We start from the raw sequence: 21,966 nt of genomic DNA, 5'->3' as shown, positions 1-21,966 counted from the left end.
ACGCAAATTCAAATCTGCAATTCGTGCGCCGTGCACAGCAAATGCGGTCAAGCTCAGGGAAAACATGTGGTTGCGGCCCCTAGGCAATCGTCATGCGAGTCAAGTTGGCGGTGATCTCCAATCCTGCACGAATCCGAGTGCACGGCTGAGTAACGCGATCGCGAAGATTGTTACCGCGTCAGTAATCGCACGCACTGCGATGGACACGACTTCCCGCGATCAGCAGGATCTGGATCAGTACGTCTTTGAGCTGGCGCACCAAGACTTGGTAGCGCCGGACGACATCCCCGGACTGCAGCGTATTGGCACCGCCGGTAGCTAGACGCTCAGCTGCCTCTTCGCCACGAATCCCGGATGATGTCGAAGCTTGGATACGTTCGACGAGCTTCTCTACCGCGTCGGTCCGGGAGTAACCGTCAGCGAAAGACTCCAGCGAAGGGAGGTGCGATCGAGAGTCGTCGGAGAGGAGTGCGGTCGCTTCGAAGTTTGATTCAAGATCGATTCGAATCAGCATCCCAGAACTCGCGTCTTGTCAGTCACGGATTACTTCCAGCGGTCGTATCCGGACTGCGTGCGTTCGAAACGTGGCGAACAGACAATCTCATCGTTGACATTCGATGATGCGATCTGTTAGGAGATTGGCGAAGAACGGCTGCACGTTCAGAGCACACCGCAACGCGGTTTTGGAAACCAGTTGTGACGCTGCCCTATTGAGCAGTGCTTCCGGCAGTCTGTTGCGTTTCGCTAACGGTCCTCTCCTTGTCTCTAGCACGATCTTCTTTATCGCGAACGACTAGGACGCTGCATTCGGCATGACGCAGCACGTATCTAGATGTGCTGCCGATGAATACACGCGTCAAGATCCCACTGTCACTGTCTCCTGTTATCAACAGATCACTACCGTGGGCTTCGGCATAGTTGATGAGTGCATCGCCCACGTGGTCAGATTCAACCAGGTGTGTTTCGGTGGTCAATCCCATCGCTTGTACTTGTGTTTCCAGATCAAGTATCTGAGCTTGGGCTTGGTCCACAAATCCATTCCAGAACTTCGATGCTTTTTGACGAATGTCTTGACGGTAAAACGTGTCCAAACGGAGTACGCGAACCAAGTGCACTTCGACACTCGGATGCAAGTGCAACTGTCGCAACCAATCGACCATTCGGTGATCTTCTGGGCTACCCGAGAGTGCGATCACAATTTTGTCGAGGTTCGGCGGGATGTCAGAATCACGGCTCGGTCGCACGACCAGCGTCGACACGGCACTGTGCGTCGCCACGTAGTCCGAAACGCTGCCCAATAGCACGCGACGAAGCGCCGAATGCCCTACCGCACCAAGTACAATCAGGTCGGTATCGGTTTCGTCCGCCAACCGCAACAATTCGAACGCCGGAAGTCCAACCGGAATGTGTGTGTGTACACTGTGTACCGGGCCGCTCAGCTCGTCCGCCGTTTTCTCGACGCGAGCTTTAGCGCTCGCACACTCCTGATTGATGAACTCCGCGAGATCGTCGGACAACGCGTCTGATGCGTTATCCATCATTACTGGCGGCGTCACCGTAGAAACAATGTCCAAATCGATCGGTTTTCGAAATGGCATCGCGAGCAGGTACTCCGCGGCCGCATGAGAATGCTTCGAAGCATCGTTAGCAAGAAGAACTCGCATTGGTCGGCTCCATTTTCCGATTGCAGGTGGGGAAAGATGGTTGCCAACATTGCAAACTGAGTACCATCAAGGAAATCAGCCACCCTTCCCCAAAAAACAACAAAAGCGCGCGATACCGCTCGATCTGTCCCGCCCACCGGCCAAAATAGCACACCCGCCCTAGGACTTAGCGGAACGGCGCGAGCCGTCCGGTGTTACACCAAGTAGTCACGCTGACAAGGTATTGGTGGTTGGTTCAGCATCGCGTTGAGTGTTGCTTGAACCGGAGGGCTCGCGCCCTGCCGCTAACAAAGAACGCCGGAACGGGAGGGTTGGCGGGTTGTCGTTACAACGCTTAGCGGAACGGCGCGAGCCGTCCGGTGTCGCGCCAAGTAGTCACGCTGACAAGGTATTGGTGGTTGGTTCAGCATCGCGTTGAGTGTTGCTTGAACCGGAGGGCTCGCGCCCTGCCGCTAATAGGCTTGGTTTGAGTCCGCGGTTCTGCCTAGGTGACTACTTGATCCAACCATTCGCAGATTTGGTGTGGATCGTCCATGACCTTGAACTGCTGCAGATCGCTGTCGTCGATACAACCTTTCTCACGCACGACGTTCCGTAGCCAATCGACGAGTGGCCCCCAGAACTCGCTCCCCACCAATCCGACCGGAAACTGCGCGAGTTTCTTTGTTTGGATCAGCGTCAAGGATTCAAAGAATTCGTCGAACGTTCCAAAACCGCCTGGAAAGATTAGGAAGCCGCCGGAGTATTTTGCGAACATCATTTTGCGAACAAAGAAATAGCGGCACGTATAGGATGTGTCGCAGTAGGGATTCAAGGTTTGTTCGTGTGGCAGTTCGATGTTCAGACCAATGGATGGACTACCGGCGTCACGCGCGCCGCGGTTTCCCGCTTCCATGATTCCGGGACCGCCTCCTGTGATGATCGCTATCCCTCGTTCGCCCAACAGTTGGCACGTTTGGTGAGCGAGTTGGTACGACGGGTCGCTTTCAGGCAACCGAGCACTACCGAATACCGCCACGGCTCGGCGTCGGCCCTCCAAGGCTCGTGTCATGACTTCGATTCCTTGAATCAAGTCACTTTGAATTCTCAGCACTCGCCATGGGTCTTCGTGCAGGAAGCTCACCGGGCGACGGGTGGAGCTATCCAAGAACTCCAAATCGGGGTCTTCCGGAGAAGCAGAGAATATCTCATTGACGCTGACCGGTTCGACAATCGCTTCACCATTTGTTTCGACGTCGATCGCGGTGCTCGTCGGACGCCGCGATAAGGAAACCGCATTGGGACGGCTGCCATCGACAAGGGTTGGCCCCTCGTCGTTGAATTCATGTTCGGTTCCGTACTCGGGAATTGAAACGTCGAAACCGAAGCGTGTTTCGATACTTTTCTTGAGTGCGATTGCGGCGTGTTCTTCGCCGTGGGTGAGGAACACTTTCCGCGGCGGCTGCTCGAAGTGGTTGAGCCATTGCAGCAGCCCCGTGCGATCTGCGTGTCCGGACATGCCAAAGACCTGCTCGATCCTCGCCCCCACGCGATACTCGCGGCCGTGAATTCGGACTTCTTTCTCGCCATCGACAAGGCGGCGTCCGAGAGTTCCTACTGCCTGGAAACCCACGAACAGGATCGTCGACTCGGGGCGGGAAATGTTGCTTCGGAGGTGATGCTTGATCCGGCCCGCGTTACACATCCCGGCCGGAGCCATGATGATGCAGGGCTGCTTGCAGTGATTGATCGATTTTGACTCGTCAACGGTTCTTGTCAGACTCAATCCCGGAAAGTGAAGCGGAGGTTCGTCTGTTTCGATCGCTCGCACGGTTTCGTCGTCAAGCCAACTCGTAAACCGTCGGAAAATGTTCGTAACGTCGTACGCCATCGGGCTGTCAAGAAAGACGGGAACCTCTGGGATCCGATTCTTATGAACCAAGCGGCTGAGAAAGTACATCATCTCCTGGGCGCGTTCCACCGCGAACACAGGAATGACCACATTCCCGCCACGCTTGATCGTTTGATTGACGATAACCTCCAACTGCTCCTCGACGTTGCCGAAAGCTTCATGGTCCCGGTCACCGTAGGTCGATTCCATCACGACATAGTCCGCATGGCGGAAATAGGTGGGGTCATGAATCAACGGCTTATCGTGTTGCCCGAGATCTCCCGAAAAGATGATTGTCCGCTCACGCCCAGCTTCCCGCACCAGGACTTCCAATGACGCGGAGCCGAGAATGTGACCGGCATCGTGCCACGTGACAATGATGCCGGGTGCAATCTCGGTCGGTACCCGATAGTCGACTCCGCGGAAAAGCTGAAGTGCTTTCTCGACATCCTTGGCGGTGTAGAGTGCCGAGGGTGGGTGTGGTCCGGTGCGTCCTTCCTTGCGATGGCGGCGTTGCTTGTATTTTGCGTCTTCCGCTTGAATCTTCGCTGAATCCTTCAACATCACATCGGCTAATGCCACGGTCGGCCTAGACGCCAAGATTTTTCCACGAAAGCCATCGGCGACCAATTTAGGAATGAGACCGATATGGTCGATGTGGGCGTGAGTCACGACCAACGCATGGAGACTGTCGGCCCCGTTGGGGCAGGTTTCCCAGTTGCGCGAAAGGTGGTCGCGTTCCTGAACCAAACCATAGTCGACCATTACCCTCTTTCCATTCGCCTCTAGACAATAGCGTGAGCCGGTGACGTTGCGATTAGCGCCAAGGAAGGTAAGTTTCATGGTTGCGATCCAGATCTTTTAGTTTTCAGTTGGCGGACGTGCGACGACATCTCGATTACGTTTCGGTGCGTGCACGATGCAAGACGGAACGTGAAAATGTGAAAAGTGGGCCAGTTACGCTGTCGTTGATTTTGTGTCGGCTGCTTCATCGGCGACCGGTACTTCTAGCTTACTTGCGTTCATGAGTACAACGCGTGCGATTCGCCGCGTTAAAGTGTTAATTCGCTTCAGATTCTCGATGACATCGGTTTCTACCTTGAATGCGGCCAGCCGATTCGGCTCGTAGGCGATCAATCGCTTGGCTAAATGCGATGTTGCTTTTTCGGCTAACTCGTTGACCTTAGTTTTACTTTCCACGGCCGCTTGGGCGGCCTCTTGATCTCCGTCACGCAACGCTTCGAGGGAGCGGTCGAAAGCCCAGCAGACTTTGTCGTGAACCGTACTCAACACATCAATGGTTGAGGGGCTGACCACCACCGCGAGCCGCATTCGCTTGACCGCATCAATCAGCACGTTGTTTTCGATGACATCACCTACATTTTCCAGATAGTTGGCGATGCTGATGTATTGATGCAACTGCGTCGATTGAGGGGCAACTAGATTTTTTTGTGAGAGTTGGGCAAGGTAAGTAATGATTGCACCGTGTAACGCGTCAACGTCGTCTTCGGCCTTTCGAAGTCGAGCGACGTCGCCTTGAGTACCGACTGTTGCGACACCCAAAGACCGTTCGAGCATTTCCCGATCCAACTCGGCAAGTCTGACCAGTTCACGTCGCACTTGGTCGAGGGCTAACGCCGGATGTTCCAGGTACATCTCGTCGAGATACTTCGGGCAAATCCCGATCGGATCCTTCCGTTTGGGGACGATTCGATCGACCAACCTCGCCAGTGGACCGGTGAACCAAATAAACAGCGATGTGTTGCCGACGTTAAATAGCGTATGCGCGTTCGCGATTTGTCGCGGTGTCTCTGCCGCGAGCCGTGCTGTCCCTTCCAGATCACCGGCGGACGGGGAAATATCCCGCACGACCTGGGCGAATTGCGGGATGAAGAACATCCACAGCAAGACCCCGCCGAGATTGAACATAACGTGTATCCACGCGGCTTGAACGGCTTCACGAGGCCTTCCAAACGCAGCGATGATTGCTGTCACGCAGGTGCCAATGTTTGCTCCAAAGATTAGCCCGATACCGGATTCGAGCGAGATCATGCCCTGGCTCGCCAACACGATAACGATCCCGGTCGTGGCGGACGAACTCTGGACAATCGCGGTAAAAATCATGCCGATCACGATACTCAGCAGCGGATTCTGCATGTTTTGCATCGCATCGAGGAACGGTTGCCACTGACGGAGCGGTCCGGTCGCGTTGCTCATCAATTCCATGCCAAAGAAAATCAGACCTAGCCCCATCAAGACCATACCCCATTGTTTGATCTTTTCACTTTTGGCAGCGACATCCATGAGGAAGCCGATCGCAATCATCAATAAGCCGTACTGATAGACCTTGAACGCAATGATTTGAGCCGTGATCGTCGTGCCGATATTTGCTCCGATGATGACCCCGATCGACTGACTCAGCGTCAGTAGTCCTGCGGAGATGAAGCCAACGACAAGCACCGTCGTCACGGACGACGATTGAATCACCGCGGTGATAATGGTTCCCGCAAGTGCCGCGGTAAATCGGTTCGCAGTCAGACGCGCGAGCAAATTCTTCATGCTGCTGCCGGCGACCGTTTTTAGGCTCTCGGTCATCTGCCGCATCCCGAACAGGAAGAGGGCGAGACCGCCTCCCAGACCTGTGACGAGGGCGCCGAGTTCGATTGTTGAGGGTGGCATCAAGGAAAGCTCTTCACAGAATTTTGTATTTGCCTGGAATCGTTGACGTGTTGTTCGGCTCGGTGCTTGGTTGGTCGTAGTCCAGCGGAAAGCTGTAAATGGTGTTGCTCACCGACGGACGCCCCCAGTAAGTAGATCTTAACGCTTAACTTGGATTGTGATTGGGGTGTCGCGTTCTCCAACTCCACTTATGCAGTTCCATGACGGGAAGAATCGAGAGCGAAAGTAGGAACAAGATTCCCCAGTGTTTCAGAGCGACCGGTTCGGCCCCCAAGATTGAAGGGCCAAAAAGGTGTGCATGGCAACTAGATGAATGCAGAACGCCGTGATTGCTCCGATCAGCAAAATGGGGCTACGCAGTGGAGACATCCGGAATGCGGATTTGGTTTCCGATCGGCAATTACCTATGTGAATGTTTTCAAACAACACCATGAGTAGCAGCAGTGCATTGCGGGCCGAAGAAACCTGTCCCTCGGTCGCTTCCTCCGGCAGGAACCAACGAAAGGTCAGGAATCCGATGACCCCCATCACGAACGCTGCAATCAATGTCCGCTCGATCATCAACTGATTGAAGATGCGTTCCTTCGGTGGACGTGGCTGACGCTGTAGGACACCACCCTCATTCGGCTCAAAGGCCAGGGCGACGTCTTGGATGCCATTGGTTACCAGGTTCAGCCACAGAATCTGGACTGGTAGTAAGGGAAGGTACGGCGTGCCCGTCGCGACGGCCATGGCCATCAACACGAGTTCGGCTGCGCCCGTGGAAATCAGCAGGTAAATGACCTTGCGAATGTTGTCGTAGGCCACGCGGCCTTCCTCGATGCCGGCGACGATTGTGGCGAAGTTGTCGTCGCTAATGACCAGCTCGCCTGCCTCTCTCGCAACGTCGGTGCCGCTCCTGCCCATTGCCACACCGATATTCGATGCGCGCAACGCCGGTGCGTCATTGACGCCATCACCGGTGACGGCAACAAAATGACCGGCTTTTCGAGCAGCGTCCACAATCTCCAGCTTTTGCCGCGGAGCGATACGTGCGAAGACGCGAATGCGTCCGACAATTTCGGACAGTTCTTCGGGGCTCTTTTCATGCAGTTCCGATCCGATCATGACTTGGCTGTCGTCCTCTGCCAGCTTGAGATCACGAGCGATCGCCAATGCGGTGACGCGATGGTCGCCGGTAATCATGGAAACCGAAACTCCCGCTTCGTTGCACGAACGCACGGCGTCGATTACACCGGGACGGAGCGGATCGATCATGCCGACAAAGCCCAAGAAACGAAGCTCCGCAGGAACGGTGGGCACGTCGGCTGACGTAAGCGGCTGGTCGAGTTGTTGGTCCGCCAATCCCAGCACGCGATAACCTTTGGCGGCCATCTGCGTCGCCGTCGACTCCAGAGCCGACTGGGAGAATGCCCCCTCACTGGATTCACTACACATCGCCAACACACGTTCGGGTGCGCCTTTGATGAACACCGAAACGTTTTGATCGACGCGATGAAACGACGCCGCAAACTGGTGCTCCGGCTCAAAAGGGATTTGATTGACTTGCGGATAGGAGTCGAGTGTCGACTCGCGATTCCAACCCAGCTTGTGAGCAAACGATAGCAATGCCACATCGACGGCATCGCCGTGCCATGTCCATTCTCCGTTATTGGGATGAAGGTCCGACTCATTGCAAAGCACACCGGCGCGAGTCAGCCATTGCAGCAGCGGACAGCTTCCTGGTTCGATAGGTCGATTGTTCTGGAGAACCTCACCCAATGGCACGAAGCCTTCTCCCGTCACGTGGAACGTCTGACCGCCTGGCAAGCGAACCTCGCGAATGGTCAGCTCATTGCACGTCAGTGTTCCGGTTTTATCGGTGGCGATCATCGTGCAGCTTCCCAAACCTTCGACTGCGGTGAGCCGCCGAACGATCAGCCCACGCTTGGCCATCCGAGTCGTGGCGATTGCAAGCGCGACCGTCATCGCCACCGGCAATCCTTCGGGAATCGCTGAGACCGCGAGAGCGACAGCGAACATAAACATTTCAGTGACGGTGTAGCCACCGATGGCCACTCCCAGCGTGCCGATCAATGCCGCGGCGGAAAGCACAGCGACCGCGATCACGCGGGTGAACCGCTCAATACGAACGAGCAGCGGTGGGCGACCGCCAGACTCCGCCAAGACGTCCAAGGCTAATTGACCGACGCTCGTCGCAGTGCCCGTGGCCACCACAAGTCCTTTCGCCCGTCCTCGCGTCACAATCGAGCCGGCGTAGATCATGTTTAGCCGATCGGCAACCGCTGTCGATTCCTCGCCCTGCCAATTCGCGTCTTTGGATACGGGTAACGATTCCCCTGTCAGCAGTGACTCGTCGGATTCCAGTCCGTGAGCGGTCAGCAGTCGAATGTCGGCGGGCACACGGTTCCCTGACTCCAGCCATACGACATCACCCGGCACAACCTCTTCAGCGGGAACTTCACGCACTTCACCATCGCGATGCACCGACGCGCGAATCTGTAATAGTTTTTTCAACGCGTGACTGCTTTGTTCGGCTCTCCATTCTTGATACGACCCGATCACGGCATTGAGTACTAAGACGGCAGCAATGAAACCGGCATCCTTGACATCACCGAGGAACGCAGAAACCACCGCTGCCAATGCGAGGATGTAAATCAGCGGACTGCGGAACTGTCGTAGCCCGATCTCCCAAATCGGAGTCGGTGGCTTCTGGGGAAGGTGGTTCGGTCCAAACTTCGCCAAACGACGCGCAGCTTCGGTTCGCCCCAGGCCGTGCTCGCTCGCCTCGAGCAACGCACAAACTTCGTCCTGTTTGATCGCGTGCCAAGCTCTCAGCACCTGTTCGGGGCGGCGCGTGTTCATGCTATGCCTGCAGAGTCCGTCGCTGTGATTTAAGAAGCAGTGGATCCGTCTCCATTATGAATTGCCGTGAACAAGGCGATTAACGACAATCCATTGGAACATTGGTCGTTTGGGCTGAGGGAGAGACTGATCAAAGTGAGCGTGCTGGACATGTCCGTAAGTGGCCCAGCAATGCAGTGATCACGGTTGCGCCAACCTTTTGGAACGCCGATGGTCCGGAGCGTTTGGGAAGCCGTCGTCTCTGATCTGCCAACGCCATGCGGCTTGTGCGATTGACACGCTTTCTGTGCGGATTCGCTCAGTAGAGTTTAAGCTCGACGTCGTGATGTCCCGCCAGGTAGTGGGACGGCACTGTTTCGAAGTGTTCCGAGTCCGGCGTTTTGGCATTCTTTCGCGGACTACCATGAGTCTTCCTGATCTGGCTGTGAATTGGGGCGACGTCGGCAAATGGATTTGATTCGCTTATCAAGCAACGCGCATGCCGCGGTGGACGAAGCGATCCGTTTATATCCGTCTGAAGCTGCGATGGTGCTACTTAGCGATCTCCGGAGGTCGCTCGATTCGACGGGACCGCGTCCGCAACTGGTTTACCAGCATTGAAATTCGGTGTGAGACCGGACGGCTCACGCCGTTCCGCTAAGTTCTTTAGTGGAACGGCGTGACCTCTCGTGTCCAGGTAACCGCCATTTTCAGGTTAGACGAAACATCAGCCTGGCAATCATTCCTCGTTGCATCCGATGCCGCGTCATTGTCAACAGGGATTCAGAGTAAGATGGAGAAACGCTTCATTATCGGATGTCAAAGAAATCTTGCGGGAGCTTCACGCGGCTGAACGTCGCTTCGTTGGGTCAGGCCATCCGCGACGCGGGGGGGAGGCGATAATTATTGATTTATTTCGCCTAAGAGATTTCGTGCTGGTGCGTCTATCCTGTTGAGAGGATGAACGCGTCTTGATCCACAACGGCCAATTCCATCGATTTGAACTCATGTTGCAAGAGACTCCTCGAGTCAATCGTTCCGACGACGCGGAGGCAAGCGAAGCGAGCCTCCGGGAGCTGTTTGATTCTGAGGAGACGTCGCTGCTGCGGTATGCCTTTTCGCTGACGGGACGACGTGCGGTGGCAGAAGAAATCGTGCAGGACGTTTTCTTGCAATTGCATATCCACTGGGACACCGTTGAAACACCGCGTGCTTGGTTGGTTCGCGGTGTTCGGAATCGCGCGTTCGATCTTCTTAGAAAACACCAACGGGAAGTACTCGATGGTATCGAACACGAGCCGCAGTCGGACGGGACATGTCAGTCACCCGAGTCGATGTTGTCACGGATTGAGCTAACCGGTGCGCTGCGAAATCTGATCGCGCAGCTGGACGAGACGGATCGAAAACTCGTGACACTGAAATATTTTAAGAACCTTCCCTATCGCGAGATCAGCGATCAGACGGGACTGAGCGTCGGGAACGTGGGTTACCGGCTTCATCACATCTTGAAAGAACTAGCTGTCAAAATGCGTCCTTTGGGAATCGACAATCTCTCATGAATGATCCATCCCAAACTCCCCGAATTGATCCCGAACTCGAGGCTCGCATCGTTGCCCTCGTTTTAGGCGAATCGTCCGACTTCGAACGCGAGCAGCTCAATCGTCTGATCGCTGAGAACACCGAATTGGCTGCATTTCGGAGCGAAATGGAATTGTTGCATGGACTGATGCACGGCGCGGCGACACTCGAAACCGAACCCGACGATTGGAAACTGCCGCCGCCGCTGCGTGATATCGTCCTAACGCAAATCGACAAAGCTGCTGGTGATGCGTCTGGCGAGACCGTAGTGTTCGAGCCGGTAGCCGAGTCCGTCTTTTTGACTCGAGGTTTCTTAACGAAGCTCTGTGCGGTGGCTGCGTTGTTGCTACTCGCGGGCGGAGTCGGTCTGTTGGCTCTCACAAGTAATGTCAGTTCGCTGGCAATGCGCAGCGGTGCTGACACGAGTGTCCCGATGGACATGTTCGCTTACTTGGAAATCGAGGAGCAATCAGCTGCGGGACCATTTGCTGGTGAGGACGGAGCAGCCGGCGGTTTTATGATGTTCGAAGACAGTTCTTCATTGGAAACGTCACTTGATGATTCGGTCCAGTCGCTGGCTGAAACAGAGAGCCTGTTGGAAATGAGCAACCTCGCGGATGACGTGATCGTGGCGGAGTCAGCTCCAGCACGTCTTAGCGTCAGGGAGAGCCAAAGCGAAGGAGCAAAGGATTGGTACGGTAGCGTGTCGGGTTCGACGAGACGTCAAGGAAAGGCTGATGCGAGCTATTTTTCGGACGGGCTTCAAACCTATGATTTGGAGGTCCACTCTGAGCGGCTCAGCCGACCAGACATACGTGCGGAATCGGCAGAGGCATTGGAGGAACTGGAACCGCAATCGAAATTGTTCGAGCGCCGTTACAACATGCCTGCCCAGCCAGCGATTGCAGGCGAGACCGAACGATTTGGGCGGCCGGTCGAAGTCACTGATATGGAGAGCATCGACATGGACGGTGGTTTCAATCTTTCCGTGCCGGGCGTGACGGCCGTTCCGAGCAGCCCAACGTCAGGGTTCGTTCGTGGCCTCGAGAAGAAGTCGACTTCCGATGCGGATTCGAACGCAAACTTCAGCAGCGAATCGAGCTCGGTCGGAGGAGGAGGAGCGCTCTATGGTGGCAGCGTTATTGGACAGCGCTGGCGAGGTGAAGCAGCAGCCAAAAAAGAAGCTAGCAAGGCGAAACAAGTGCCGACGTTTGAGGGTGCAGGCCAGCCGGCACTAGCGTACGGAGTCGAAGACACTAGCAGTCAATCAGAATTTGATGTTGATTTTAAATTCAATGAACCAAATGTTCCGGAACCGCGAGGCATCACGGGTGTCGCAAAAAAACTGGGACGATTACGTGAACAGCCTTTGGCCGAGGAACAACCTCGCGTGGCAGGCCAATTGCAGGCTGAGGAACAGCGGCTGGGTAATATTCGTGTCGATTCAGTGCGTCAATTGTCTCGGAAGTCCAGGACACTCGTCGAGGTCAACGAAAAATCTGCCGCGAGTGAACCGTTCTCGACTTTCTCGCTCCACGTCAGCGATGTCTCTTTCAAACTAGCCCGTGCAGCTCTCGCCAGTGGCCAATGGCCGGACGCCGAACGAGTTCGCGTTGAGGAGTTCGTAAACGCATTCGATTACGGCGATCCGATGCCTGGCCGCGACGAGAAAGTATCCTGTCGCGTCGAACAATCGATCCATCCCTTCCGACAACAACGCAATTTGCTACGTGTGTCGATGCGGACTGCTGCCGCGGGACGGGCCGCCGACATCCCGCTTCGGTTGACTTGTTTGCTCGACAATTCGGGATCAATGGAACGTATTGATCGTCAAGAAACCGTTCGCCGCGCATTCGCGCTGTTGGCGGGGCAACTCAAACCGTTCGACGAAATCACCTTGATCAGTTTCGCCCGTCAGCCAAGGTTGTTGGCCGATCGAGTCCGAGGCGATCAGTCGGGCCAATTGGTTCAGTTGATTGATGAGTTGCCCAGCGAAGGTGGAACGAATATCGAGGCGGCGTTGCAATTGGCGTTCGAAAAGGCTCGAGAACGACAGGACGACAACTCGCAAAACCGAATCGTGTTACTGACCGATGGGGCTGTGAATCTTGGCGACGCCGATCCCGAGAGTTTGTCACGCATGATTACAACGATTCGCGATTCAGGGATCTCTTTCGACGCTGCGGGGATCATCGCAGATGGGCTCAACGATGAAGTGCTCGAATCGATGACGCGGCAAGGCGATGGTCGTTACTATCTGCTCGATTCGGTCGAATCGGCGGACGATGAATTCGTCAAACAGATCGCCGGTGCCCTTCGTCCTTCGGCTCGAAACGTCAAAGTGCAAGTCGAATTCAACCCGCAACGCGTCGGCAGTTACCGGCTGCTCGGGTTTGAGAAGCATCGGCTGAAGAAAGAAGATTTTCGCAACGATGCCGTCGATGCGGCCGAGATGGCGGCCGAGGAAGCGGGGGTCGCGGTCTATGAATTCGAAGCTAAACCGGATGGTGAGGGCGACGTGGGTTCGGTATCCGTGCGTTTTCAAGATCTCTCGACTGGCCAGATGGTCGAGAACCGTTGGCCGATCACCTACCAAGCCGACCCTCCCCGTCTCGAGGAGGCGGATCCTTCGATGCAACTTGCCGCGTCTGCCGCGTTGTTAGCGACCAAATTGCGAGGGGAAGCTCGAGCCGAAAATGTCGACTTGAAGGTGCTTAACCAAATGATGTCGGCTTTGCCCGAACGAGTTCGCAGCGCAGATCGCGTCAACCAACTCAATCAAATGATCCAACAGGCCCAGCAGCTAGAACAATAACAGGAACCGACTCCCATGCCCCACCGAATCCAGCCGATGTTTCGAAACATCATCGACGATCGCCGCGCATTCCGCCCGGTCACTGTACTGTTCTTGCTCGGAGCGTTCCTCGTTTCGATGACGGGACAACCGTCCCACGCGGACGATGGAGCCGCGGAGTCGGACGCGACCGCGTCGATCAGCAGTGAACGCAAAGGGGTGATCGTAATCGAAACGCACGACGCGGCGCCTGATCCGCCGTTGCTACACACCGGACAAGCGGAAGCGACGGTTCAGGTGACTGCGAAGCAAATTGAACAATCGATCAAGTTGAACGTCGATGTGATTCAAGGGACCGCGAAAACATTGAGCTATGGCCTCAATGGTTCCGGCGAGGTCACGCGAGTTGAGGCTGATAATCTCCTGTCGTGGGCGATCCGCCAAGTCGGTGGCGAGCGGTTTCTCGATCTCGAAATCGAAGAAAACGCGACGAGTCTTCAAGCGACCATCCAAATCGTTTCGCCAATCGAATCTCTTCCGACGAATATTGAGCTCGCCCATTTGAGCAAAGGTGAGGCGATCGGTTTCGATGCGATGGTGACGATCCGAGAATCCCGCGAAGTGAAAGCGACGGTCACGGAAGCGGAAGGATTCGTGCCGCTGGAGTCTGCGGATCGGGTTCAGAGACTGCGCACTTCCACGGGCGGCCAGATCAAACTTTCGATCTCGAAAGCTGGGGCGGCACCTGCAGACGTCGAATTGGTCGAGACGTCACTCAGCGGCGAAGTGAGCTCCGATGGAAAATCGGCACGCTTTCAACTTCGGGGGACCGCGCACGTGACGGAAGCCGATGCGACCGTCACGGTGCTGTCCGGCGGTGCGGCAATCAGCCGTATGCCGAACGATCCGAACTATCGATTGCGATTGGTAACCGAAGGCAAACGCTCGGTTTATCAGTTGCAGTTTCCTTCCGAAGGAACGTTTCCGATCGAGATCGACTTCGTCGCCAAGTTGAATACGGCGGGTGGGAATTTGCATACCATGGACTTCACCGTTGCTGGTGGAGCTGTTGTCCCGATTACGCTCACGGGGCTCGGTGCCGATCTCGAATTCCAACGCGCCGGTGACTCGATCGTGCCACAGCGTGACGAAGACAAGTGGCTGGCGTTCTTACCGGCGTCGGGGCGAGCCCATTTGCGTTGGAAAGCGGCCCGTCAGACAGGCGAAGGGAAACTGTTCTTTACAACGACCAGCCATGTCGAAGCGACCGTGGGTGCGGGGCTGCTGCGTCAGGATCATCAGATCGATTTCCAGATTCTGCAGGGTGAGTTGAAAACGATTCAAATACTCATGCAGGGACCGGGCGAGATTCTCGATGTTCAAGGGAAAGATTTGGTTTCATGGAAGGTCACTGGCGAAGCCGGATCGCGACAAATTAACTTGACGCTGAGTCAAGCGATCACGGCGTCGAATCGCATCAACATCCGCAGCCAAACGCCGCTGAATGCATTTCCGATTCGCGTCGAAGCGATGCGGTTGCAGCCGGTCGGTGCGATCCGGCATTCGGGCTACGTGAGATTGTCGAACTCGGGATCGGTGCGTCTCGAACCGACCGACCTCAGTGGGCTGACTCAGTTGGCTCCGGATCAATATCCCGGTAAACCGCTCAATGCCAGGCAAGTCTTTGTCTATCGTTTCCCCTCCGCGAACCATTCGTACACGATCGCGGCGGACCGAATTCAACCGGAAGTTAATGTATCCGAAGCGGTGACGTATCATCTCGCTGAGACCGATCGCACGATCTTGGCAGACATCGAACTCGACATTCGTGAAGCACCCATTCGCGATTGGGACTTTGGCGTGCCAGCGGACTATTCCGTCGTCGCGGTTACCGGTGCGAGTGTGGCCGACTATATCGCGTCGACCGAGGTGACTGATCAGTATCGCAACCTCAAGGTGATCTTCGGGCAAGACGTAGTGGGCCGGCAGCTCGTCACCTTGCACTTGGAAAAGAACCAAGTCGCGATGGCAGGTGGGTGGACGTTGCCGGCGATTCAGTACCCGGGAGTCAAATCGGTTCGCGGTGATATCGGTGTGGTGGCTGCACCGGGCTATCGCACCGTGGTCGAGCAGACGCAACTATTAGTTGAAAAGCCACTGTCGTACTTCCCCAAACCGAACGTGAATTTGCAGCATGCGTTTCGGATTCGCGAGCCGGGGTGGTCAGCGATCATGCAGATCGAGCCCTTGGACCGAAGTGTGCAATCGGATGCCTTTCATCTCTATTCGCTCAGTCAGGGCACGGTTTATGGTAGCGCCTTGATCAACTATTTCGTCACCGGTGCGCCGGTTTCGCAGTGGAGGTTGACGGTCCCTGAAACGCTCGGAAATGTGATGGTTGATGGCCAAGACATTCGGACGTGGCAACGCGAAGGCGACACGTTGATCGTTTCGTTGCACCAACCCGTGATGGGGGGCTACACGTTGTTGGTGACGTTCGAAGAACAACCGGACAAGAACGCGAGCGAGTTCCAAGCGGGCCGAGTCACGCCGCTGGACGTGCAAAGCGAACGTGGGTTTGTGCAGGTCGTCAGCCCGATGCAGGTGGAGATCAAAACACAATCAATCAGCGAAGACATGTTGATTCTCGATCCATTGGAGTTACCCGCCGAATTTCGGTTGCTCAGCACGTCGCCATCGTTAGGTACATGGCAGTATACCGAGCGTCCGTTCAATCTGAACTTGCAAGTGAAGTGGTTTGAACCGGGGACGATGGTGACTCAGGTGGTTGAGTTTTCCGAAGCCAATAGCCGGGTATCGAAAGACGGCGAACTGGTGACGGACGTGATGTACTTTGTCAAATCACGCGGGCGGCGAACGCTTCAAGTCAAACTCCCAGGTGCTCCAGTTCGCTTGTGGGCCGTTTCCGTCGATGGTCGACCCGTCACCGCACGACAATCCGATGATGCGACGCTGATCCCATTGCCCGGAGGAACCGATCCGAACGTTCCGGTCCAGGTCAATTTGCGATTGGGGAAACCGGCGGTGAAGGCGTCAACGGCGGAACTCGCACTGCCGACGGTGATGGCTCCTGTCTTGAAGACACAGTGGAAAGTGGCGGGCGACGAGCAATTTGTGCTCGTTCCGACCGGAGGAACGGTCGAACCAACGATTCCCGTCTTGCGGCCTTCCGGATTCGAATGGGTGGCAAGAAATGGACTGGTTCCGTTGACCTTGATCGCCGTTTTCACCGGGCTCGGCATCTGGGCTGGCGATGGCAGTGGTTTTTGGCGTGGGCTCAACCTAATCTGCTTTTCGGCAGCCGCGTTGGTGGCGTTTTTTACGTCACTCGCCGCGATGGTGACTGCCGGGACGTTGCTGCCATTGCAAATGAGCGTTCCGATCCTGGCAGCAGGAGAAACGGTGGCGTTGACGGTCGACAACGTGCCGTTGTGGCGAGTGGACTTTTCGTGGATCGGATTAATCGTTGCGTTGATAGGCTTGGGCGGCATCGTCTGGTCCAAGTTTGCTTCAGAAGGCACGTGGGTCCGAACGATCACGCGTGCCGGCGGCGTGCTGTTGCTCGCAATCGGGATACTCGTTCAGGGGGCAGGGGCATCGATCTTCTTTGCTCTCTTAATGCTCGCAATCTTGTTGGTTCTCTTAATCCCACGAGCTCGTGATTCGTATCACCGAAACGTGCAACGTTGGCGAGAACGAAAGCAGTCTCGTGTGAATAAGTCCGGCGACACATCACCAGGGGTTCCGACCACAATTATCTTGGCGTGCACGTTGTCGTTGTCAGCATTTGCGTCCAACGCACTCGCCGCCGGCCCGAACGAATACAATTTCAGGGCTGCCGATTCGATTACCCAGTCTTGGCGGGTTACGCACGCGGATCAGCGTCTTCAGACGCAGGGCACAATCACCCTCACTGCGCGGCCTGGTGACCAGTTCTTGTTACTAAAGGCACCCGCCACCTTGACTCAGTTTCGAAGTGACGAACTGCGTTTAACCAAAACGAACGTGGCCGGGATTGGGCTTTCGTACGTGATCAGTGTTCCGATTGGCGCGGACACGCCGGATGATGAGGAAGCCGAGGAAGAAGCCGGCGAGAAAACGAGTCAAGAAACCGCTGTATATGTGGCGACGTTTGAATATCAGCTTGAGTCGGTTAATCCGATAAATGGAATACCCGTTCTGACGGGTGCGGCGTCGGTCGCGGAGATCCAGCTCGAGTATGACGAAAGTGGTTGGGACGTCTTTTGTCCGACGGCGGTGTTGATCGAAAGGACTTCGAAGGACGACGATGAAACGATGGCGGCCAGCGTGCTGCTGGGACCTGGGGAAGCGAGCTTGTTCTTCAAACCCAAGGCACGAGACGTCACGACGGAAGCAACTAAATTCTTTGTCGAGGCCTCCAACCTCTATCGGCCTGGGCCCGGCGTCGTCGATGGCCGGCACCAATTGCATATCCGCCCATCCCAAGGACAAGTTAGCGAGGTCAATATTTCGGTTCCGAAAGGGCTCACGGTCAGCGAAGTGGGTGGCCCGGTGGGGGCGTGGCAATTCGATGCCGATCTTGGTCGTCTGCAATTGCAAATCGAACCGGCGCAGTCTGCTGCGTTCCACCTGATGATCGCTACCCAACGCAGCCTCGGCAGCCTGCCCGCTGAGTTAAACCTGGCCCCGCTACAGGTAAACGATGCCGGGGGTGAGGTAGGCTTGCTCGCGATCGCGTTTGGCGCCGATGCACAGCCCGAAAAAGCGGAACCAAAGACGATGTCGGCGGTCAACCTGGGCGACTTCGATACCGGACTCATGTTCCATGAATCGGACGTGCTGCATCGCGTTTATCGATATGGTGCCGAAGGCGGCGAAGTCAGTATTCGGGTCGTTCCGGTTGAACCCGAAGTCCGCGTCGTTAGCCAACAGGCGTTGTCACTCGGTGACGAGCACGTCGTGTTGAACATCAATTGCGTCGCCGACATCACTCGTGCGGGTCTGTTTCAATTGAGCTTCCCACTTCCCAATGGGCTCGAAGTTGAATCGCTCTCGGGCAGCGCACTGCATCACTGGGCAGAATCCAACGAGGGTGATGGACGTCAAATTATCTTGCATCTCAACGGCAAGACGATCGGAAAGCAGAATTTCTCGATCGTTCTGTCCGGCCCCGCGCCGACGAATGCGGGCGAGTGGGAGATCCCGCGTTTCGAAATTTCAGAAGCGACTCGCCAAACCGGTGAGTTGGTGGTGCGCCCCACGACCGGAATTCGGCTGCGAACGATAACCCGACAAAATGTTTCTGAGACCGATCCTCGCGCGATGCAGGCCGATCGTCGAAGCGGAACGACCGGAGGACTGGCGTTTCGCCTCTTGCAGCGTGATTGGAAGCTAAGCCTAGGGATCGATCAGCTCGACCCATGGGTGACCGGTCAAGTCTTGCACGAAATCACAATGCGTGAGGGCCAGACACGAACTACATTGATCGCGAATTTCAAGGTTGAGAACGCTTCGATCCGTCAGATGCAGGTGATCCTTCCCCTCACCGATGAGAGCGAAATCAAAACCCTTCGTGCAAACGGAAAAATCGTCAGTGATCTTGTGCGAACGCAGCCCAATTCCAACATCTGGGAAGTGCAATTCAAACGACGCGTGTTGGGTAAGATCGATTTTCGTATCGAATACGAACGGCGAGGCGATCGCGAGAATGATACCGAGTCATTGGTGCCGGTTGAGTTCCCGCAGGCGAGACAATTGTCGTACTACTACGGCATTCGAGCCGGGGGGCGACTCGAGATCGAGCATGAAACCCTGTCCCAAGGATGGCAACGAGTCGATTGGAACACGATACCGACGAGTTTGCGAAACGTTGAAAACCACAGCGTCCCGTCGCTGACATTGCGCGCAGTTTCACCCGCCAGTCCCCTACCGATTCGAGCCAACCGACATTCGTTGGCCGATGCATTGAAACTACGTGTTGCCGAAGGAACGTTGACGACGATTCTCTCTCCAACCGGCGATCAATTGACCGCAACCGATATGACCGTCGAAGTGATCCAGCGAAGTAGCCTGAGCGTCGGATTGCCTGAGGGAGGAGAACTTTTCAGTGTCTTCGTCAATGGAGAAAGCATTCATTCGATTCGTCAGGGCGGCGAAGTGAATGCGTGGCAATTCTACATCCTTCCCGGTATCGACGACCGGACAGCCAAGGTGCGATTCGTCTATTCGGTACCGGGAGACCGGTTGAGCCGTATTCAATTACGCAGCCCTGAGTTGAATGTGCCACTAGAAAACATCAAGTGGAACGTACTCGCGCCGAAGGGTTTCAGGTTGACCGATTCGGATGGAAATTTGGAGTTGATCGACCAGGCGAACCGAGATGTCTATGATCGAGCGTCGTATCTTTCGAGCATGAAGGGGAAACGGCAAAATCAAGCGCAACAGGCCGCCCAACTACTCGAACAAGCCAACGAATTATTGCAGGCTGGCGAACAGACCAAGGCGCGATGGGCATTCAACAACGTTGCCAATCAGTATGCCTTGGATGCGGCGTCGAATGAAGATGCACGCGTGCAACTGGAAAACCTGCAGACACAGCAAGCGATCGTAGGCTTGAACACGAGGCGGCAACGTTTGTACATGGACAACTACAACAATGACGCGGTGCCGTTGGGAGACGAACAACTACGACAAGCCGCGGCGGAGAATCCGATCCTGCAACAGGAAGAACTGAACTTCCGGCCACAGCAACTTGGCGAACTATTGCGTGGTAATACGACCGAGGACAACGCCGTGCTGCAGGCGATCGCGTATCGATTGGTGCAGCATCAACGGGCGACCGAGACCGCACCGCAAGCGATTTTGATTAGCCTGCCTGAAGAGGGGACGATGTACGCATTCAGTCGAACAGTGCAGGTCACCGAGAACACCCCGCTCGAACTCGATTTGAAATTCGCATCGCGATACCGTATCCCGCTGTGGCAGTCGGCCATCGTGTTGCTGTTTCTCGTGGCGATCGCGGCGGTACTGGCGTATGCCAGCATGAATCCGTCGCGTCGAGAGCATCAGCCCACTCCAGGCAACGCGTGAGGCCATTGCAGCAAGGCCGGCCAATCCCGGTTTCTATTTCGCAAGGACGGCCAACACACCCGTGTGACGCAAAACGTTATCATGTTGACGCATTTCAGCCTCGATTTTTCGTGGGGTTGAGGGACAGTAGTGGCCTTCTGAGAAGGCGGCTCGAATCAAGCGATAGTGCACATGAAACGTATGAGTGGTTTTCCGGCAGTCCATCTGATTGCCGTTCTCTTTGTCCTGTCCAGCATCACACGCTCAGATGTGTTGGCGGTGGCGGATGATTTCGCGGTAGCACGCCAGCAGGTGCTCGATCTTGGTTCCCTGACCGAGACGCCGCGTGTTTTCGAAACCGACGAGACCGATGGCGATCTCCGCGCGATCTATTTTGAGGCCTTGCCTTGGCAAGGAAAACCGACACGGGTTTTCGCTTGGTTGGGAATTCCCGAAAACACGACGGGGAAATTACCCGGTGTCGTGTTGGTTCACGGCGGCGGAGGAACCGCGTTCAAAGAATGGGTGGAAAAGTGGAACAGCCATGGTTTTGCGGCCATCTCGATCGCGGTCGAAGGACAGACCGACAAGCGTGCCGAGGATCGCAAGGGTTGGCAACGGCATTCTTGGGCGGGACCGCAACGTGACGGCATCTATGGCGACTCCGCCAATCCGCTAAAAGATCAGTGGATGTATCACGCCGTGGCCGATACGGGTTTGGCGAACACGCTGCTTCGCTCTCTCCCCGAAGTCGACTCCGAGAACGTGGGCGTCGCGGGAATCTCTTGGGGCGGTGTAATCACCAGTACCGTGATCGGTATCGATACGCGGTTCCGTTTCGCGATCCCAACTTATGGTTGTGGGCACCTGTTCAACGCGGGAAACCAGTATGGTCGTGCTCTCGGCAATAATGAGCTCTACAAAAGGGTATGGGATCCAGTCGTGCGGATGGATCGAGTCAACATGCCGGTCCAATGGCTGTCCTGGCCAGGCGATCAGCACTTCCCTCTCGACTGCCAAGCGGCGTGCTATCAAGCCGCCCCTGGCCCTCACCTGGTAACCTTGATACCCGGGATGAAGCACGGCCACGGTGCTGGTTGGAATCCGCCGGACAGCTACGCGTTCGCACAAAGTATCATTGATGATGGCAAACCTTGGTGCCAGCAAACCATCGCAACCCTGGATGGCGACGAAGTTCAGGTCACGTTTGAGTCGACCAAACCATTCGACAAGGCCTCCTTGGTATGGACCGCCGATGACGGAGTCACCGGTGATCGCGAATGGACCAGTTCGTCCGCTGTGCTCTCCCGCTCCGGTGATGAGTGGACGGTGTCCGCCTCGTTGCCCCCTCAAGCGACGGCGTGGTTTGTCAACGCAAACAGCGGTAAGCTAACCGCTAGCTCCGATTTTCAGGAAAGACGCAAATAGTCCTTCCTGTCCCTTCCCAAATCCCTCCTCCCCTCCCT

The 21,966-nt window shown here is 55.8% G+C and carries 9 protein-coding genes; 4 read left to right on the top strand and 5 right to left on the bottom strand.

Annotation, left to right across the window (positions count from 1 at the left end):
* Positions 1 to 178: 178 nt before the first annotated feature.
* The 5 genes from NB063_RS04345 to NB063_RS04325 all read right to left on the bottom strand — a co-directional run bounded on the left by NB063_RS04345 (position 179) and on the right by NB063_RS04325 (position 9,078).
* Entirely contained in the window at positions 179 to 514 is a 336-nt protein-coding gene (locus NB063_RS04345; RefSeq protein WP_250927520.1) for a cation-transporting P-type ATPase, read from the bottom strand.
* A 193-nt stretch (positions 515 to 707) separates the two neighbouring features.
* Positions 708 to 1,664, bottom strand: coding sequence for a universal stress protein (locus NB063_RS04340; RefSeq protein ID WP_250927519.1), 957 nt, complete (start codon positions 1,662 to 1,664; stop codon positions 708 to 710).
* A 484-nt stretch (positions 1,665 to 2,148) separates the two neighbouring features.
* A complete protein-coding gene (locus NB063_RS04335; RefSeq protein ID WP_250927518.1) occupies positions 2,149 to 4,377 on the bottom strand; it encodes a TIGR00730 family Rossman fold protein in 2,229 nt (742 codons plus the stop codon).
* A gap of 114 nt (positions 4,378 to 4,491) precedes the next feature.
* The gene (locus tag NB063_RS04330) at positions 4,492 to 6,213 is read right to left on the bottom strand and encodes a Na/Pi cotransporter family protein (RefSeq protein WP_250927517.1); all 1,722 of its coding nucleotides are present in this window, start codon (positions 6,211 to 6,213) and stop codon (positions 4,492 to 4,494) included.
* Between the two features lie 249 nt (positions 6,214 to 6,462).
* Positions 6,463 to 9,078 (bottom strand): cation-translocating P-type ATPase, encoded by a 2,616-nt coding sequence (locus NB063_RS04325; protein ID WP_250927516.1) that lies wholly within the window; start codon positions 9,076 to 9,078, stop codon positions 6,463 to 6,465.
* Between the two features lie 986 nt (positions 9,079 to 10,064).
* Here NB063_RS04325 and NB063_RS04320 point away from each other — a divergent pair.
* From NB063_RS04320 to NB063_RS04305, 4 genes are all read left to right on the top strand, one after another.
* Positions 10,065 to 10,616 (top strand): RNA polymerase sigma factor, encoded by a 552-nt coding sequence (locus NB063_RS04320; RefSeq protein ID WP_250927515.1) that lies wholly within the window; start codon positions 10,065 to 10,067, stop codon positions 10,614 to 10,616.
* Positions 10,613 to 13,450, top strand: coding sequence for a vWA domain-containing protein (locus NB063_RS04315; RefSeq protein WP_250927514.1), 2,838 nt, complete (start codon positions 10,613 to 10,615; stop codon positions 13,448 to 13,450). The genes NB063_RS04320 and NB063_RS04315 overlap by 4 nt, the downstream gene beginning before the upstream one ends.
* A 15-nt stretch (positions 13,451 to 13,465) precedes the next feature.
* Positions 13,466 to 20,521 carry a hypothetical protein gene (locus NB063_RS04310; RefSeq protein WP_250927513.1) on the top strand — a complete coding sequence of 2,352 codons (7,056 nt, stop codon included), beginning with the start codon at positions 13,466 to 13,468 and terminating at the stop codon, positions 20,519 to 20,521.
* Positions 20,522 to 20,692: 171 nt separating this feature from the next.
* The gene (locus NB063_RS04305; RefSeq protein WP_250927512.1) at positions 20,693 to 21,928 is read left to right on the top strand and encodes an alpha/beta hydrolase family protein; all 1,236 of its coding nucleotides are present in this window, start codon (positions 20,693 to 20,695) and stop codon (positions 21,926 to 21,928) included.
* The last annotated feature ends 38 nt before the right edge of the window (positions 21,929 to 21,966 follow it).

Origin of the sequence: Aporhodopirellula aestuarii (assembly GCF_023701485.1) — a bacterium.
Classification (GTDB): Bacteria; Planctomycetota; Planctomycetia; order Pirellulales; family Pirellulaceae; genus Rhodopirellula; species Rhodopirellula aestuarii.
Note: the sequence above shows the minus strand (reverse complement) of the source record. Positions and strands in the feature narration are given on the sequence as shown.

What these genes read in the sequence shown, in the direction of transcription:
- NB063_RS04315 (WP_250927514.1), top strand. Translation starts at nt 10,613, where the DNA reads ATGAATGATCCATCCCAAACTCCCCGAATTGATCCCGAACTCGAGGCT.
- NB063_RS04345 (WP_250927520.1), bottom strand. Translation starts at nt 514, where the DNA reads ATGCTGATTCGAATCGATCTTGAATCAAACTTCGAAGCGACCGCACTC.
- NB063_RS04340 (WP_250927519.1), bottom strand. Translation starts at nt 1,664, where the DNA reads ATGCGAGTTCTTCTTGCTAACGATGCTTCGAAGCATTCTCATGCGGCC.
- NB063_RS04310 (WP_250927513.1), top strand. Translation starts at nt 13,466, where the DNA reads ATGCCCCACCGAATCCAGCCGATGTTTCGAAACATCATCGACGATCGC.
- NB063_RS04305 (WP_250927512.1), top strand. Translation starts at nt 20,693, where the DNA reads ATGAAACGTATGAGTGGTTTTCCGGCAGTCCATCTGATTGCCGTTCTC.
- NB063_RS04325 (WP_250927516.1), bottom strand. Translation starts at nt 9,078, where the DNA reads ATGAACACGCGCCGCCCCGAACAGGTGCTGAGAGCTTGGCACGCGATC.
- NB063_RS04335 (WP_250927518.1), bottom strand. Translation starts at nt 4,377, where the DNA reads ATGAAACTTACCTTCCTTGGCGCTAATCGCAACGTCACCGGCTCACGC.
- NB063_RS04330 (WP_250927517.1), bottom strand. Translation starts at nt 6,213, where the DNA reads ATGCCACCCTCAACAATCGAACTCGGCGCCCTCGTCACAGGTCTGGGA.
- NB063_RS04320 (WP_250927515.1), top strand. Translation starts at nt 10,065, where the DNA reads ATGTTGCAAGAGACTCCTCGAGTCAATCGTTCCGACGACGCGGAGGCA.